This is a genomic window from Lentzea aerocolonigenes, assembly GCF_000974445.1.
Taxonomy (GTDB): Bacteria; Actinomycetota; Actinomycetes; order Mycobacteriales; family Pseudonocardiaceae; genus Lentzea; species Lentzea aerocolonigenes.
Genome location: NZ_BBOJ01000045.1, coordinates 1 through 15,130, shown reverse-complemented (window position 1 = coordinate 15,130; position 15,130 = coordinate 1). Strand labels below are relative to the sequence as shown.

At 69.5% G+C, this 15,130-nt stretch carries 12 protein-coding genes and 1 pseudogene; 8 read left to right on the top strand and 5 right to left on the bottom strand.

Annotation, left to right across the window (positions count from 1 at the left end; all coding sequences use genetic code 11):
- Window positions 1–9 precede the first annotated feature (9 nt).
- Entirely contained in the window at window positions 10–651 is a 642-nt protein-coding gene (locus tag AOM45_RS48075) for a response regulator (RefSeq protein WP_030474035.1), read from the top strand.
- Here the strand turns inward: AOM45_RS48075 and sthA are convergent.
- A complete protein-coding gene (sthA, locus tag AOM45_RS48070) occupies window positions 638–2,053 on the bottom strand; it encodes a Si-specific NAD(P)(+) transhydrogenase (RefSeq protein WP_030474036.1) in 1,416 nt (471 codons plus the stop codon). The two genes, AOM45_RS48075 and sthA, sit on opposite strands and share 14 nt — an antisense overlap.
- An 83-nt stretch (window positions 2,054–2,136) precedes the next feature.
- Between sthA and AOM45_RS48065 the strand changes: the two genes are divergently transcribed.
- Window positions 2,137–3,189 (top strand): 2-oxoglutarate and iron-dependent oxygenase domain-containing protein, encoded by a 1,053-nt coding sequence (locus AOM45_RS48065; RefSeq protein ID WP_030474037.1) that lies wholly within the window; start codon window positions 2,137–2,139, stop codon window positions 3,187–3,189.
- Here the strand turns inward: AOM45_RS48065 and AOM45_RS48060 are convergent.
- Entirely contained in the window at window positions 3,146–4,150 is a 1,005-nt protein-coding gene (locus AOM45_RS48060) for a hypothetical protein (RefSeq protein WP_030474038.1), read from the bottom strand. The two genes, AOM45_RS48065 and AOM45_RS48060, sit on opposite strands and share 44 nt — an antisense overlap.
- Before the next feature lie 150 nt (window positions 4,151–4,300).
- Here AOM45_RS48060 and AOM45_RS48055 point away from each other — a divergent pair, with 150 nt between their 5' ends.
- On the top strand, window positions 4,301–4,966 hold the full coding sequence (locus AOM45_RS48055; RefSeq protein WP_030474039.1) for a DNA alkylation repair protein: 666 nt from the start codon (window positions 4,301–4,303) through the stop codon (window positions 4,964–4,966).
- 73 nt (window positions 4,967–5,039) lie between these two features.
- Here the strand turns inward: AOM45_RS48055 and AOM45_RS48050 are convergent, their stop codons facing one another.
- The 3 genes from AOM45_RS48050 to pheS form a co-directional block, all read right to left on the bottom strand.
- Complete coding sequence (locus AOM45_RS48050) at window positions 5,040–5,537, bottom strand: hypothetical protein (protein ID WP_030474040.1); 498 nt, start codon at window positions 5,535–5,537, stop codon at window positions 5,040–5,042.
- Between the two features lie 489 nt (window positions 5,538–6,026).
- Window positions 6,027–8,504, bottom strand: coding sequence for a phenylalanine--tRNA ligase subunit beta (gene pheT / locus AOM45_RS48045; RefSeq protein ID WP_030474041.1), 2,478 nt, complete (start codon window positions 8,502–8,504; stop codon window positions 6,027–6,029).
- Between the two features lie 4 nt (window positions 8,505–8,508).
- The gene (gene pheS / locus AOM45_RS48040; protein WP_030474042.1) at window positions 8,509–9,576 is read right to left on the bottom strand and encodes a phenylalanine--tRNA ligase subunit alpha; all 1,068 of its coding nucleotides are present in this window, start codon (window positions 9,574–9,576) and stop codon (window positions 8,509–8,511) included.
- A gap of 135 nt (window positions 9,577–9,711) precedes the next feature.
- Between pheS and AOM45_RS48035 the strand changes: the two genes are divergently transcribed.
- The 5 genes and pseudogenes from AOM45_RS48035 to AOM45_RS48020 form a co-directional block, all read left to right on the top strand.
- On the top strand, window positions 9,712–11,469 hold the full coding sequence (locus AOM45_RS48035) for an HSP90 family protein (protein WP_030474043.1): 1,758 nt from the start codon (window positions 9,712–9,714) through the stop codon (window positions 11,467–11,469).
- 1 nt (window position 11,470) lies between these two features.
- Entirely contained in the window at window positions 11,471–14,173 is a 2,703-nt protein-coding gene (locus AOM45_RS48030) for a tetratricopeptide repeat protein (protein WP_030474044.1), read from the top strand.
- 80 nt (window positions 14,174–14,253) lie between these two features.
- Window positions 14,254–14,382, top strand: a pseudogene (locus tag AOM45_RS53980) (helix-turn-helix domain-containing protein); the annotation flags it as partial.
- A 33-nt stretch (window positions 14,383–14,415) separates the two neighbouring features.
- The gene (locus AOM45_RS48025; protein WP_236704098.1) at window positions 14,416–14,739 is read left to right on the top strand and encodes a helix-turn-helix domain-containing protein; all 324 of its coding nucleotides are present in this window, start codon (window positions 14,416–14,418) and stop codon (window positions 14,737–14,739) included.
- The coding region (locus AOM45_RS48020) for an IS3 family transposase (RefSeq protein WP_156249787.1) at window positions 14,736–15,130 on the top strand (395 nt) is incomplete at its 3' end. The genes AOM45_RS48025 and AOM45_RS48020, both read left to right, overlap by 4 nt.

Below are 15,130 nucleotides of genomic sequence, written 5' to 3'. Positions count from 1 at the left end.
GTGCCGGGCGTGATCCGAGTCCTCATCGCCGACGACGAGACACTCATGCGCGCCGGCATCCGGCTGATCCTCGAGAACGACCCGGAGATCACCGTGGTGGCCGAGGCGGGCGACGGCAAGCAGGCCGTCGAGCTCGCGTTGCAGCACTCCGTCGACGTCGCGTTGCTCGACATCCGCATGCCCGGCGGCGACGGTCTCAAGGCGGCCGAGCAGATCGCGGGCGGCACCAACGTCGTCATGCTCACGACGTTCGGCGAGGACTCCTACGTGGCGCAGGCCCTCAAGGTCGGCGCGACGGGGTTCCTGCTCAAGGACACCCCGCCGCGAGAGCTGATCAACGCCGTGCACAAGGCGGCGCGGGGCGAACCGATCCTCGCCCCGCAGATCACCAAGCGCCTGATCGAGAAGCACCTCACCGCACCCGGCGACGGCTCGCAGGCGCGCCGCAAGATCGACGCGCTCACCGAGACCGAACGCAACGTGCTCAGGCTCGTCGGCGAAGGACTGTCCAACTCCGAGATCGGCGAACAGCTCTACATGGCGACCGGCACGGTGAAGGCGCACATCAGCCGGATCCTGCCCAAGCTGGAGTGCGCCAACCGCGTGCAGGCCGCCATCATCGCCCACGACGCGGGGCTCACCCGGTCGTGAAGCGGTCCAGCGCGCGGATCTTGTTCGTCGCGTCCAGTGCGGCGACCTTGTACGCCTCGGACAGCGTCGGGTAGTTGAAGACCGTGTCGACGAGGTAGTCGACCGTGCCACCACAACCCATCACGGCCTGACCGATGTGCACGAGGTCGGTGGCGCCGGTGCCGAACACGTGCACGCCGAGGATCTTGCGGTCCACAGTGGACACCAGCAGCTTCAGCATGCCGTACGCGTCACCGACGATCTGGCCGCGGGCGAGCTCCCGGTACCGCGAAATGCCCACCTCGTAAGGAACCGCGGACGAGGTGAGCTCGGTCTCCGTCGCGCCGCAGTACGAGATCTCCGGAATCGTGTAGATGCCGATGGGCTGCAACGCGGTCAGGTCGTGCACCGGCTCGCCGAACGCGTGGTACGCGGCCAGCCGGCCCTGGTCCATCGACGTCGCGGCGAGCGCCGGGAACCCGATCACGTCACCGACGGCGTAGATGTGCTCGACCGGCGTGCGGTAGTGCTCGTCGACGGTCAACCGGCCGCGGCGGTCGGCTTCCAGACCGGCGGCGGCGAGGTCCAGCTTGTCGGTGCAGCCCTGCCGACCGGCCGAGTACATGACCGCGGCGGCGGGGATCCGCTTGCCCGACGCCAGGGTCGTGATCGTGCCCGAGTCCGACACCGAGACGTCCACGACCTTCTCGTCGAACCGGAACGTGACGGCCTGGTCGCGCAGGTGGAACTTCAGCGACTCCACGATCTCCGGGTCGCAGAAGTCCAGCATCCTCTCGCGCTGCTCGACGACGGTGACGCGGCACCCGAGCGCGGCGAACATCGACGCGTACTCGATGCCGATCACACCGGCGCCGACCACGACCAGCGACGACGGGATCTCCTGGAGCGCGAAGACCTCGTCGGAGTCGAGGATCCGCTCCTCGTCGAAGTCCACCACGGACGGCCGCGCGGGCGTCGTACCGGTCGCGACGACGATGAACTCACCGGAGATCGTCGTGTGGTCGCCGCGGTGACTTCCTTCCACCGCAACGGTGTGCGGGTCGACGAACCGGCCGACGCCGTTGAGCAGGTCGATGCCGTTGCGGTGCAGCTGCGCCCGCACGACCTGGACCTCGCGGCCGATCACGTGCTGCGTGCGGGCCATCAGGTCGCTGATCGTGATGTCCTGCTTCACGCGGTAGCTCGCGCCGTACAGCTCGCGCTGGCTCATGCCCGTCAGGTACATGACGGCTTCGCGCAAGGTCTTCGACGGGATGGTGCCCGTGTTCGCGCAGACGCCGCCGACCATCTCCTGCTTGTCGATGATCGCCACGCGCTTGCCCAGTTTCGCACCCGCGATCGCCGCCTTCTGGCCGCCAGGACCAGAGCCGATGACGATCAGGTCGTAGTCGTACGACGTCATGACCAGCAGCCTACTAAGACGGATCCGATTCCACCCCCGAAAGAAAAATGAACCCCTGACGCCGAACCAGCGTTCGTTGGGCCATGACCGAACTACGCACCTTCCGTCTGCCCGAGACCGTCACCGGTTCGGACGACGACGTCGAGCTCGGCCGCCAGCTGATCGCCGCCTGGCAGGCCGACGGGATTCTGCAGATCGCGACGGACGCGGTGCAGGACCGGAAGACCGAGGAGGCCATGGCCGCCAGCAGGAGGTTCTTCCACGACTTGACGCTCGAGGAGAAGTCACGGTTCGTGAGCGACCTGACCTACGCCGGTTACATCGCGTCCGGCGAGGAGGTCACCGACGGCGTCGCGGACTACTCGGAGATCTTCACGGTCTGCAAGGACGTTCCGCTCGACGACTCCCGCGTCGTCGGCAGATGGCCGTGCCACGGACCCGTGCCGTGGCCCGATGAGCGCTACCGGGACGCCATGCGGGAGTTCATGGCGGTGCTCGGCGAGGCCGGCGAGAAGATCCTCGTGTTGACAGCGCTCGGCTTCGGGCACGACGCCGACGCGTTCACCAGGCTGACCGCGGACGGCTGGCACCACATGCGAGTGCTGCGCTTCCCCACCAGGTCCGGCGCCGTCGACCGCGGAATCGGTGCCCACACCGACTACGGCATGCTCGTCCTCGCCGCCCAGGACGACGTCGGTGGCCTCTACGTCCGCCCGCCGATCGAGGGCGAACAGCGGCCGCGCAACTGGCTGCCCGACGAGTCGGCGGCCGGGTGCTTCCAGGAGGCCGACGGCTGGACCTACGTCGAACCCGTGCCGCACGTCTTCACGGTGTTCCCCGGCGACGTCCTGCAGTTCCTCACCGGCGGAAGGCTGCTGTCCACACCGCACAAGGTGCTGCTGAACACCCGCGAACGGTTCACCATGGCGTACTTCCACGAGCCGAACTTCGAGGCCGTCGTGCGGCCGTTGGACGATCCGCACGGCGACGACGTCATCCACTACGGCACGCACTTCACCAACATGTTCATGCGCTGCTACCCCGACCGAGTCACCACGCGCCGCATCGTCGACGAGGACCGGCTGACGGTGCTCAGCGATCTCCGGTCCGGGACTCGTCACTCCCGAACGGGATGATCAGGTCGAGCAGGCGGGCCGTGGCGCGGTACTCCGCGACGCGGTCCGCGAACGGTCGCTGCACGATCCGGTGCACGGTGTCCTTGGACAGCCGTTCGTAGGCGGGAACCGTGTCGTGGCTGAGGAAGTCCCAGCGCGCTTCCCGGTCCGCGTAGTTGAACGCGGGCAGCGGGCCGCCGAACAACGGCCGGTACTGCGCGGGGGTCTTGCCTCCCGGCACCGGCATCGGGCCGGCCACGGTGATCGCGTACGTGACGACCTCACCGGGCGGCAGCAACCGGGAACGCATCCGGTTGAACTGCTCGGCGATCACCAGGTTCTGCTCGCGCGACGAGAACTCCATGACCGCCTGCGCCGGATCCGCCCACGCGGCGGTGGTGTCGGCGTCGATGATCCCCGCGTCGCGCATCTCCTCCACGGCCTTGATCCCACCGTGCAGGTAGGCGGCGTGCATCGCGCCGAGGTCCATGAAGATGTGCTTCTGCATGGACATCAGCATCGACGAGAACCAGCGCAGCTCCGGCAGCGTGCCGAAGTCGAGCATGCCGGCGGCGAACGCGGGGGCGCCGATGTTGGCGAATCCCATCCACCGCAACGTGTCCGGGTTCTGGGTGTAGAGCTTCGCGTAGAAGTCGTAGACCGCGAAGATGGTCTCGCGGTTGGTCTCGGCGCTGCGCTGCGGGTCCCACTCGGACAGCCGCACGCCCGCGTCCTCGGCGGCGCGGACTATCCAGTACTGCCACAGCAACGCCTTGAACCGCGTCGGCGGCACGCCTTTCGTGCGGTGCCGGTTCAGCGCGGCTTCGAGCACGGCCTTGTCGTACGGCAGGTCGGGGTGAACGCCACCCCGCACTTCCCCGTTTCCGTTGGACAGCGGTAGATCCAGGTAGTCCACCGTGTCAGCCTTGGTGGCACCCATGCTGGTGAGCACGAGCGCCGCCACAACCATGAGCACGCGCATGAATGCGAATGGTAGTCGGCGGAAGCATCGTTTCTGTTCACAATCCCGCGCGGGCAAAGTGATGATTGCGTTTCCCGAGATATTTGCGTCGGCAATGGGCCATCGATCTCAACGGTCGTACTCCTTTGAGCCGTACGACCTGGGTATACGGTGAGTTCCGTGACATTCGCAGAAGCGGTTCGGGCCGGTTTGCGGGAGCTGGCGGATCCGGTGAAGGCGCCGGAGATGCAGGCGTACATGAAGTCCGACATGCCGTTCCTGGGCGTGCAGAAACCGGCGCGGGTGGCGTTGCTGAAGTCGCTGCCGGTGCCCAGTGATCGCGACGAGTGGCTCGACGCCGTGCAGACGTTGTGGCGGGAGGCGACCTACCGCGAGGAGCGGTACGTGGCGCTGGCGGTGAGCGGGGACCGCCGCTTCCAGTCGGTCGAGCTGATGCCGTGGTTCGACGAGATGATCGTCACCGGCGCGTGGTGGGACTACGTGGACGAGATCGCGTCGAAGCGGGTCGGACCGTTGCTGCGGTCCACGCCGGACGTCGTGCGGCCGCTGATGCTGAAGTGGTCGGCCGACGCGGACAGGTGGCGGCGCCGGACGTCGATCATCTGCCAGCTCGGGTCGAAGGGCGCCACCGACGTGGAGCTGCTGGCCGCGACCATCGACGCGAACGCGGACGACCCCGACTTCTTCCTGCGCAAGGGGATCGGGTGGGCGCTGCGGGAGTTCGCGAAGACCGAGCCGGGGTGGGTGCGGGCGTTCGTGGACGCTCGTCCGGGGCTGTCGCCGTTGTCACGGAGGGAGGCTTTGAAACACCTCTGAGCACCTGCCCAACCAGTGTCCGCCGGCTCCGGTTTTGGCCAGCGGGACGGGACGGGGCTGGTTCGGGTGGTGCTCAGCCGTGCTTCGCGCGACCCGAGTACGTGAGCGGGAAGACGAGCTCGGCGCAGGCGGCCGGAACTTCCTTCGCGACCTGGACCTTCATGACGACCTCGACCGCGCCTCCGGCCGGGATCTCCACGATGTCCTTGAGCGGCACCACGGTCAGCACGCCGGACGGGCAGCCCTCGACGCGCTGCTGGGTGGCGTCGAGCGGCTGACCCGGGATGGCGGACAGGCTCTCGACGATGATGTCGACGGAGTTCGGGTTGGACAGCCGCACCTTGCGCTCGCCCTCGGCGCCCGGCTTGAGCTCCACGGCCGCGCCGGAGATGTCGTTGATCTCGAACGGCTTCAGCTTCTGCATGCCGGACTCGCCACTGCTGACGGAGTACGCCATCGCGGGTGTCTTCGGGTCGGGCCAAGTCAGGTGCATGGCCGCCACGACGGCCGCGCCGACCATGAGGATCGTCAACGACACGGCGATCTCAAGGCGCGGACCCAAACTACGCATGGCGCAACTCTCCAGAGTTGTTGCTCCAGGCGGTGGGTTCGCCTCTAGCTCCCCACCGGACCGGCGACCAGACTCGCCCGGTGGTTCATCGCTTCGCCCCTCGGCCCAGCGGGCCGCGTCGCCAATCTTGGAGAAGCTTCACGCACTGCGCAAGCGTCTGACGGGCGCCGATTTCCCCCTGTAATGAAGGACTTTTGGCACCTTGACAGCTACGCAGGGCTACCACCTGCTGATTTGATCCCAAATCCCGACTGCCGGGATTCGACCGATCGAGCGAACTTTCATGAACAATTGATCTGGTTGTAGCTGGCGGCCCACGCAGCTGGCTGAGGCCTGGAACCCCTGTTGCGACAACACTGTGTACATAGTGACACCCGTCGCCGGAGGCCTCGACACCGAGGTCGAGTTCGGATCGCGGAGCAGGGCACCCGCAACGCGGCGAAGCCCGAGATTCGCGTGGAATCTCGGGCTTCACCAGGTGAGAACCGGTCAGGCGCGGAGTGCGGCGCCCAAACGTTCGCCGGCGGCGGCGACAGCGGCGTCTCGGGCCGAAGTCGCCTCCTCGACCGTCAGGGTGCGGTCCGGCGCGCGGAAGCGCAAGGAGTACGCGAGCGACTTCTTGCCCTCGCCCACCTGCTCACCCGTGTACACGTCGAACAGGCGGATGTCCTCGAGCAGGTCGCCCGCGGACGCGCCGAGCACCTCGGACACGGACTGCACCGGCACGGAGGCGTCCACGACGAGCGCGACGTCCAGCAGCACCGGCGGGTACGCCGACACCATCGGGGCCGGGCGGTGGTCGTCCAGCGGCAGCGCGTCGAGGTCGAGCTCGAACGCCACGGTCCGCTTGGGCAGGCCCAGCGCCTCGATCACCTTCGGGTGCAGCTCACCGGCGTGGCCGACGGGCCAGTCACCGACGCGCAGCTCGGCGCAGCGGCCGGGGTGCCACGGCAGGAGGTCCGACGCGACGACGCGCAACGTCACCCCGTACGCCTGGCCCACGCGGCGGGCGGCCTCGACGGCGTCCGACCACTCGGCCACGCGGCCCTTGCCCCACCAACCGGCCAGCTCGCGGTGGCCCGTGAGCACACCGGCGACGTGCAGCGGCTGCTGCGGCAGCGCGGCCAGCATCGAGGCGACCTCGGCCTGGGTGGGCCTGCGGTCGACCCCCAGAGCGGGCACCGGGATCTGCTGCGCGCGCGGCAACGTCACCTGGGCGATGTTGTACAGCGCGACGTCCTTCGCCCCGCGGGCCAGGTTGCGCTGGAGGGTCTCCAGCAGGCCCGGCAGCAGCGTGGTGGCGAGGACGTTCTTGTCCGCCTCCAACGGGTTCAGCACGCCGACCGTGTTGCGGCGGACGTCGTCCTCGGCGAGCCCGAACGCGTCGAACACCGACGGGTCGATGAACGGGAACGGCTTCACCTCGACGAAACCGTCCTCGGCCAGCGTGCGCCACACCGTGCGGCGACGGCGCTGCTGCTCGGTCAGGCCGCGGCCGGCGGGGGCGGGCGGCAGGACCGAGGGAATCGTGTCGTAGCCCTCGAGCCGCAGCACCTCCTCCACCAGGTCGGCGGGCTGCACGAGGTCGGCACGCCACGTCGGCGGCACGGCGGTGACGATCGTCTGGCCGTCGTCCGAGGTGGTGACGGAGACCTGGCAGCCGATCTGGCCGAGGCGGCGGGCCGTGACGCCCCGCGCGTAGCGGACGCCCGCCACGCGGTCCGGCAGGTCGATCGGCATCGACACCGGCGCGGGCAGCGCGGGCACGCCGACGTCGGTGCGGCCGGGCTTGATCTGGCCCTCGGCGTAGTGGTTGAGCAGCTTCGCGGCCCGCTCCAGCGCCACCGGGGCGAGCGCCGGGTCGACCGTGCGCTCGAAGCGCTTGGCGGCCTCGGACGGCAGCTTGTGCCGGCGGACCGTGCGCGCGATGGACGCCGGGTCCCAGTTCGCGGCCTCCAGCAGGATGTCCGAGGAGGTGTCCTGGACCTCCGTGGACGCGCCGCCCATGACACCGGCGAGCGAGATCACGCCGGAGTCGTCCGCGATCACGATGTCGTCGGGGTCCAGCGCGCGCACCGAGTCGTCCAGCGTCGTGAGCTTCTCGCCCGCGTGAGCCCGACGGACCGTGAGCGCGCCCGAGAGAGAAGCAGCGTCGAACGCGTGCAGCGGCTGGCCCAGTTCGAGCATCACGTAGTTCGTGACGTCGACCGGCAGCGAGATCGAGCGCATGCCCGCGAGCATCAGCCTGCGGCGCATCCACCACGGCGTGGGCGCGGTCGGGTCGACACCGGTGACCCGGCGGGCGACGAACCGCGAGCAGCCGGTGCGGTCCTCGATGTGGACCGGCCACACCTCGCCCTCGGCCTCGGGGATCTCGACGACACCGGGGTCGCCGAACGGCACGTCCAACGCGCAGGCGATCTCACGGGCCAGGCCGCGGACCGAGAACGCGTAGCCGCGGTCCGGCGTCGGCGCGACCTCGATGACGCTGTCGTTCAGGCCGAGCAGCTCGAGAGCGTCGTCACCCGGCTGCGCGGTGCCCGTGGGCAGCACGAGGATGCCGGAGTGGTCGTCGCCGATGCCGAGCTCGTCGGCGGCGCAGATCATGCCCTGCGACATGCGGCCGTACGTCTTGCGCTCGGAGATCGTGAAGTCACCCGGCAGGACGGCGCCGGGCAGCGCGACGACGACCGAGTCGCCCTCGACGAAGTTCGTGGCGCCGCAGATGATCTCGTTGACCTGCTCGGGGCCGACCTCGACCTTGCAGTGGCGGATCGGCTTCTTGAACTCGGTGAGCTCCTCGATCTCGACGACGCGACCGGCGACGATCGGGCCGGTCACGGGACCGAGCGGGCTCACCTCCTCGACCTCGATGCCGATGCGGGTGAACGCCTCGGCGAGCTCGTCGGGCGTGGGGACTTCGTCGAAACCGAGGTGTTCGACCAGCCAGCTGACCGGGATGCGCACCGGATCAGGCCTCCGTTCCGAATGGCTGGGTGAAGCGGACGTCGCCCTCGACCATGTCGCGCATGTCGGGCAGGCCGTTGCGGAACTGGAGCGTGCGCTCCAGGCCCATGCCGAACGCGAAGCCGGAGTACACGTCCGGGTCGACGCCGCAGGCGCGCAGGACGTTGGGGTTGACCATGCCGCAGCCGCCCCACTCGACCCAGCCCGCGCCGCCCTTCTTCTCCGGGAACCACACGTCGACCTCGGCCGACGGTTCGGTGAACGGGAAGAAGCTCGGGCGCAGGCGGGTCTTCGAGTCCTCGCCGAACATGGAGCGCGCGAAGGCGTCCAGCGTGCCCTTGAGGTGGCCCATCGTCAGGCCCTTGTCGACCGCGAGGCCCTCGACCTGGTGGAACACCGGGGTGTGGGTCGCGTCGAGCTCGTCGGTGCGGAACGTGCGCCCCGGGCACACGACGTACACCGGCAGTTCGCGGTCCAGCAGCGTGCGGGCCTGCACGGGCGAGGTGTGCGTGCGCAGGACGAGGCTGCTGTCCGACGGCGCGATGTAGAACGTGTCCTGCATCGAGCGGGCCGGGTGGTCCTTGCCGAAGTTCAGCGCGTCGAAGTTGAACCACTCGGTCTCGAGCTCGGGGCCCTCGGCGATCTCGTAGCCCATGGCCACGAAGACGTCACCGATGCGCTCGGCGAGCGTCGTGATCGGGTGGCGCGCGCCGCGCGGGAAGCGGTCCCACGGCAGCGTGACGTCCACGGACTCCTCGCGCAGCACCCGCTCGTCGCGTTCGACCTGGAGCACGGCGTGGCGCTCGTCGAACGCGGTCCTGATCGCGGACTGCGCCTCGTTCACCCGCTTGCCGGCCTCGGCCTTCGCCTTGGGAGGCAGTGCACCGATCTCGCGGCGGGCCAGCAGCACGGGCGACCGGTCACCGAGGTGGCCCGGCTTGACCGCCGCCAGGGCCTCCAGGTCGGCAGCTCCGGCGAACGCCTCGCGCGCCTTCTGCACGGCTGCGTCGAGGTGCTCGGCCGACAGCGCCGCGACCTGCTTCGGGTCGTACGGGTCGTTGGCTCCGGACATGGTTGGTGTACAGCTCCCGTCGCGGACATCTGGTAATCAACAGGCAGATCCTAGTGGGTGCGCTCTTGACCGCTCCCGGACGTTCCTTTAAAGAGCGGCACTGGCCCCTGGTCCGTCCCTAGGATGGACGGCATCATGTCGCACACCTTCCGCGTCGACCTGCGCGGCATCATCGACCTGCTCAGCCACCACCTGTACAGCAGTCCCCGCGTCTACGTGCGCGAACTGCTGCAGAACGCCGTCGACGCGATCACGGCACGGCGCGAGCTCGACCCGTCCTGCCCGGCCGAGGTCACGATCACCTGCGGCCCCGCGCTGACGATCACCGACACCGGTGTCGGCCTCACCGAGACCGAGGTGCACGAGCTGCTGTCGACGCTCGGGCGGACGTCCAAGCGCGATGACCTGGGGTTCGCCCGCGAGGGGTTCCTCGGTCAGTTCGGCGTCGGCATGCTGTCGTGCTTCCTGGTGGCTTCTTCAGTGACTGTTGTCACTCGGTCCGCGCGCGGTGGTCCGGCGGTGCGCTGGCAGGCCGATTCGTCGGGAAACTATTCAGTGTCCGAAGTGGACACTGCGGACGCTGTGCCGGTCGGCACGACGGTGGTGCTGAGCGCGTCGCGAGGCAACGAGCACTGGCTCGAAGCGGACGTCGTGCGGCCGTTGGTGAGCGACTACGGCGATCTGCTCCCGGCCGTGGTGACGCTGGACGGCGCTGCGGTGACCCGCGGTGAACGTCCCTGGGACGACGAGGAAGCCGATCTTTCGGCGTACTGCGAGCAGATCTTCGGGTTCACCCCGTTCGAGGCGATCCCGATCGAGGTCGAGGCGGCCGGGCTGACCGGTGTCGCGTTCGTGCTGCCGTCCGGGGTGCACCCCGGCACGCGTCAGACCCACCGCGTGTACCTGAAGCGGATGCTGGTCGGCGACAACGTCGAGGGTCTGCTGCCGGACTGGGCGTACTTCGTGCGGTGCGTGGTCGACGCGTCGTCGATCCGGCCGACGGCGTCGCGGGAGTCGCTGTACCAGGACGAGACGCTGCTGGCGGTGCGCGAGGAGCTGGGCGAGCAGATCCGCGACTGGCTGATCCGGCTGGACGCGATCGAGCCGCGCCGCGCCGGTGAGCTGCTGGCGGCGCACCACCTGGGGATCAAGTCGCTGGCGCGGTCGGACGACGAGATGCTGCGGCTGGTCGAGCGCTGGCTGCCGTTCGAGACCACCGACGGCCCGGTCCCGCTGCGGCAGTTCAAGCGCAAGCACGGCGCGATCCTCTACATCCCGGACGTCGACGAGTTCCACCAGCTCGCACCGGTCGCGGCCGCGCAGGGCCTCGGCCTGGTGAACGCCGGCTACGCCTACGACCTGGAGCTGCTGAACCGGCTGAGCGCGCTGGACGGCGCGTCCGTCGCGCGCAGGGTCGCTCCCACGGAGCTGCTGGCGGCGTTGGCGGACCCGGAACCGGACATCGAGACGGCGTTGCGGCTGCGGCTGTCCGACGGTGCGGCGGCCCTGGACCGGCACGACTGCGACGCGGTGATCCGCGACTTCGACCCGGTCTCGCTGCCCGCGCTGCTGATCACCAACGCGGAGCAGCAGCGCAAGCTCGACACCGAGCAGACCGCCGAGGAGGCGACCGACCCGCTGTGGGCGGAACTGCTCGGGCAGCTGACCGCCGGCTCCGGGTCCTCGCGGCCGGAGCAGCTGGTGCTCAACTGCCGCAACCCGCTCGTGCAGCGGCTGGCGCGGCTGAACGACCCCGCGCTGGTGGAGCTGACACTGGAATCCTTGTACGTGCACGCCGTTCTGCAGGCTCGGCGGGCGATGCGACCGAAGGACACGGCGGCGCTGAACCGCTCGTTCCTGGAACTGCTGGACCGCGCCGTTGGGGGCAAGTGACATGGCCGACTTCACCGCGGAGGACGCGGAAAGAGCGTTCCTCGAGGCGTACAACATGCCGACCGGCATGCCGAAGCACGAGGCGCTGGAACGGGCGGCGCGCATGTCCGACGCGCTCGGGCACCTGCCGCTCGGGGTGTCGTGCCGGATCTCGCTGATCGACTCGGCGTACTACCTGGCGCGCTACGACCTCATGCTCGCGCCGTTCGCGTGGGCGCGGGCCGCTGAGGAGAAGGACCCGGAGGCGTTCAACGACTACGAGCGCCACTCGCTGAACTGGTCGCACAAGTGGATCGCGACCGGGCTGCGCCGGGACCCGCGGTTCTCGCTGGACCAGCTGCAGGCGGTGATCGGCCAGCTCGCCGACCGCTACGGGCGCCTCGGTTTCTCGGTGCAGCCGGTGCACGGCGCGCGGGCCGAGTACGCCTACCACGTCGGTGACATGACGGGTCTGGCCGAACACCTGGGGCGCTACCTCGCGACCGAGTCCGGTCCGATGGCGGACTGCGACGCGTGCGTGGTCGAGGAGCAGGTCTGGATGCTGGCACGGCTCGGCCGGCACCAGGAGGCCGCCGCGCACGGCTGGGAAGGCCTGTCGGGCAACACGAACTGCACCACGCAGCCGCAGGGCATCCTGTCCGCGCTGCTGTGGCCGTTGCTGGAGATCGGCGACACCGAACGCGCCGCGCACGCGCACACGACCGCGTACCGGTTGATCAAGGACGACGAGATCACCTCGTACGTGCACGAGCACATCCGGTTCTGCGCGCTGACGGGCAACGTCTCCCGCGGCGAGGAGATCCTGCGGCGGTCGCTGCACAAGGTGACCGCGACCCAGCTGCCGGCCGACGAGATGTCGTTCGCCGAATGCGCTTCCGTGCTGCTGCAGCGGATTTCTCCCGACGTGGTCTTCGAGGTGCCTTCGGTCGGCACGCTCACCGCGGCGGCGTTGCTCGACAGGTTGTCGGCGCGCGCGGTGGAGCTCGCCAAGGCGTTCGACGAGCGCAACGGCACGCCGGCGTGGACCGAGCGGATCACGAGGTCGCTGGAGCAGGCCGACTACCCGCACGTCGAGCTGGCGGTCCCGGCGGCGCCGGTGGCCGCTCCCGCGCAGGAGCCGGTCGTGTTCGGCGACCCGGTGGAGATCGCCGAGGCGATGGTGACGCTGTACGAGCAGGGCGACTTCGTGAAGGCGCGGCGCATGCTCGACTCGCTGCCCGCGGACATGGACTCGTTGCTGCCGCCCGATCTCGCCGCGCACGCGGGCATCCGGCGGATGACGACGGGCCTGGTCCCGTTCGACCCGGCGGCGTTCGAGGAGATGCTGACCGCGCTGCCCGCCGATCTGGCTCTGCGCTACCAGGCACGGCTCGCGTCAGGGCTCGAAGGCGGCCTGGAGCTCGCCGAACGGTGCCTGGCCGAGGCGACGTCGGAATACACGCGGACGGTGGCGGCACTGACGCTGGCCGAGCTGCTGGACGACGCCGGCGCGCCCGACCGGGCGTCCGAGATGATCACGCTGGCGTCCTCTTTGGACGTTCCGGAGCTGCGCGGACGGGTGGCCGTCGAGGCGGCGGAACACCGGGCGCGTCAGCAGGACCTCGACGGCGCGTACGCGGACGTCCAGGCGGCCATGGCCGGTGACCTGCCGTTGAACGCCCGGTTCGAGGGCTACCGGCTGCGGTTGCGGCTGGAGACGCTGCTGCACCGCGTTCCTGAAGCCGTGGCGACGTCACGCGAGTTCGTGGCGGCGTTCCCGCTGCCGGAAGCCGCGGAGGCGCGCTGGTACCAGGTCGCGTCGATCCAGGAGCTGGACCAGGAGGGAGCCTGCCTGGGCGACCTGCGCGAGGCCGTGGCGATCTCGCGCGTGCACCTCTCCCCCGGCCACACCGCGCACTTCTGCTTCGCGCTGAGCGGCGGGTACGTGCAGACGGACCGGTTCGTCGAGGCCGCCGAGGTGCTCGAGGAGTCGTTGCGGCTGCTTCAGGACGGCCAGGAGGACCTGCGGCTGCAGGTCGTGTTCCGGCTCGGTCAGGTGTGCCGAAAGCTGGGCGAACTGCCCGCCGCCGAACGCTACCTGCGTGAGGCGTCGGAACTGCTGCCGCCCGAGGAGGTGGGGCGCAGGGCGTTCCTGCTCGACGCACTCGCGTCCGTGCAGGGCCGCCTGGACAAGCACGACGAGGCGACGGCGTCGTGGCGCGCGGCCGCCGCGTTGTGGCAGCAGGAGGGCAACCTCACTGAGGCGATCGGCTCGTTGATCGAGCTGGCCTCGAACCTGCCCGACAACGAGGTGGTGGAAACCCGCGCGGCCGTCGACGCGGCCGAAACGCTGCTGCCGTTGCTGGACGACCCGCGCGAGGTCACGCGACGCCAGGCGGAGATCGCCGCGATCCGCGCGTGGGTGCACGGCCAGGCGGGCGAGTTCGCGCTGGCGATGAAGCACTACCGCGACGCCGAGGCGCTGGTGGTGTCGCTGGGCGACGAGAACTGGCGGGTGTTCGTGGTGCTGCGCGCGGCCCAGGTGCTGCTGGGCGCCGACGACGCCGAGGGCGCGGAGGCCGAGGCGCGCCGGGCGGCATCGCTGCTGCCCGACGACGCCCAGGTCGGGAACGTGCTGTCGGTCCTGTCGGAAGCTCTGCGGCGCCAGAACAAGCCTTCGGGCACCGACCCGCTCGTCCGCGACCTGACAGCCCGCCTGGATTAGTCGATGAAGGGCGCCTTCATTGAACCGCTCCCCGGAAGTTGGACTGGGAATCCAGTTCCGGCTCTCCGGGGAGTGGTGGGGTGCATCCAGGTAGTTCGTTGTCTGAGCGGGAGCGGGCATCCGCTGTCGTGTTGTTCGAGAACGGGTATGGCGCGAAGGCTGTGGCGACCCGGTTGGGTGTGTCGCCGACGGCGGTGCGACGCTTGCGTGATCGTTGGATGCTGCGGAGCGCGGGAGCGCTGATGAGGAAGCCGGGCAAGCCGTCGTTCACGTTCGAGTTCAAGCTCGAGGTCGTGCGCCGGTATGTCAGTGGTGAGGCGACGGCGCTCGAGCTGGCGCGCGAGCACGGTCTGTCCTCGCCCAAGCTGGTCGAGACCTGGGTTCGGGCGTATCGCAGTGAGGGCGAGGAAGCGTTGCGGCCCAAGCGGAAGGGCCGTCCTGCCGGTGGTGCGTCCGCGCCTGCCGACAGTGAGCTGGAACGGTTGCGGGCGGAGAACCTGCTGCTGTCCGCGGAAGTCGCCTACCTGAAAAAATTGCGGGCCTTGAGGGAGCAGGGGCGAGGGTGAAAACCCAGATCATCGCCGCCCTCAAGGCTGAGTTTCCGCTGCCGGTGCTGCTGGCGGTCGCCGGCCTGACCCGCTCGACGTTCTTCTACCACCAGGCCCGCCTGGACCGGCCCGATCCGCATGCCGAGCTCAAGGCGGCGATCACGGAGGCGTTCGAGCAGGCCAAGGGCCGCTACGGGCACCGGCGGATCCACACGGTGCTGACCCGCCAAGGCTGGCAGGTGGCCAAGAAGACCGTGCTTACGCTGATGAACACGCTGGGTCTGGTCTGCATAGTGCGGCGGCCCCGGCGGTACCGGTCCTGGCTCGGGCAGCCCGGCACGGTCGCCGAGAACGTGCTCAACCGCGAGTTCGGCGCCGAGGCTCCGGACACGAAGTGGGTCACCGACGT

Excerpts from the sequence above, each read along its gene's own strand:
- sthA (WP_030474036.1), bottom strand. The coding sequence starts at position 2,053 with ATGACGTCGTACGACTACGACCTGATCGTCATCGGCTCTGGTCCTGGC.
- AOM45_RS48065 (WP_030474037.1), top strand. The coding sequence starts at position 2,137 with ATGACCGAACTACGCACCTTCCGTCTGCCCGAGACCGTCACCGGTTCG.
- AOM45_RS48060 (WP_030474038.1), bottom strand. The coding sequence starts at position 4,150 with ATGCGCGTGCTCATGGTTGTGGCGGCGCTCGTGCTCACCAGCATGGGT.
- AOM45_RS48050 (WP_030474040.1), bottom strand. The coding sequence starts at position 5,537 with ATGCGTAGTTTGGGTCCGCGCCTTGAGATCGCCGTGTCGTTGACGATC.
- pheS (WP_030474042.1), bottom strand. The coding sequence starts at position 9,576 with ATGTCCGGAGCCAACGACCCGTACGACCCGAAGCAGGTCGCGGCGCTG.
- AOM45_RS48035 (WP_030474043.1), top strand. The coding sequence starts at position 9,712 with ATGTCGCACACCTTCCGCGTCGACCTGCGCGGCATCATCGACCTGCTC.
- AOM45_RS48030 (WP_030474044.1), top strand. The coding sequence starts at position 11,471 with ATGGCCGACTTCACCGCGGAGGACGCGGAAAGAGCGTTCCTCGAGGCG.
- AOM45_RS48025 (WP_236704098.1), top strand. The coding sequence starts at position 14,416 with ATGAGGAAGCCGGGCAAGCCGTCGTTCACGTTCGAGTTCAAGCTCGAG.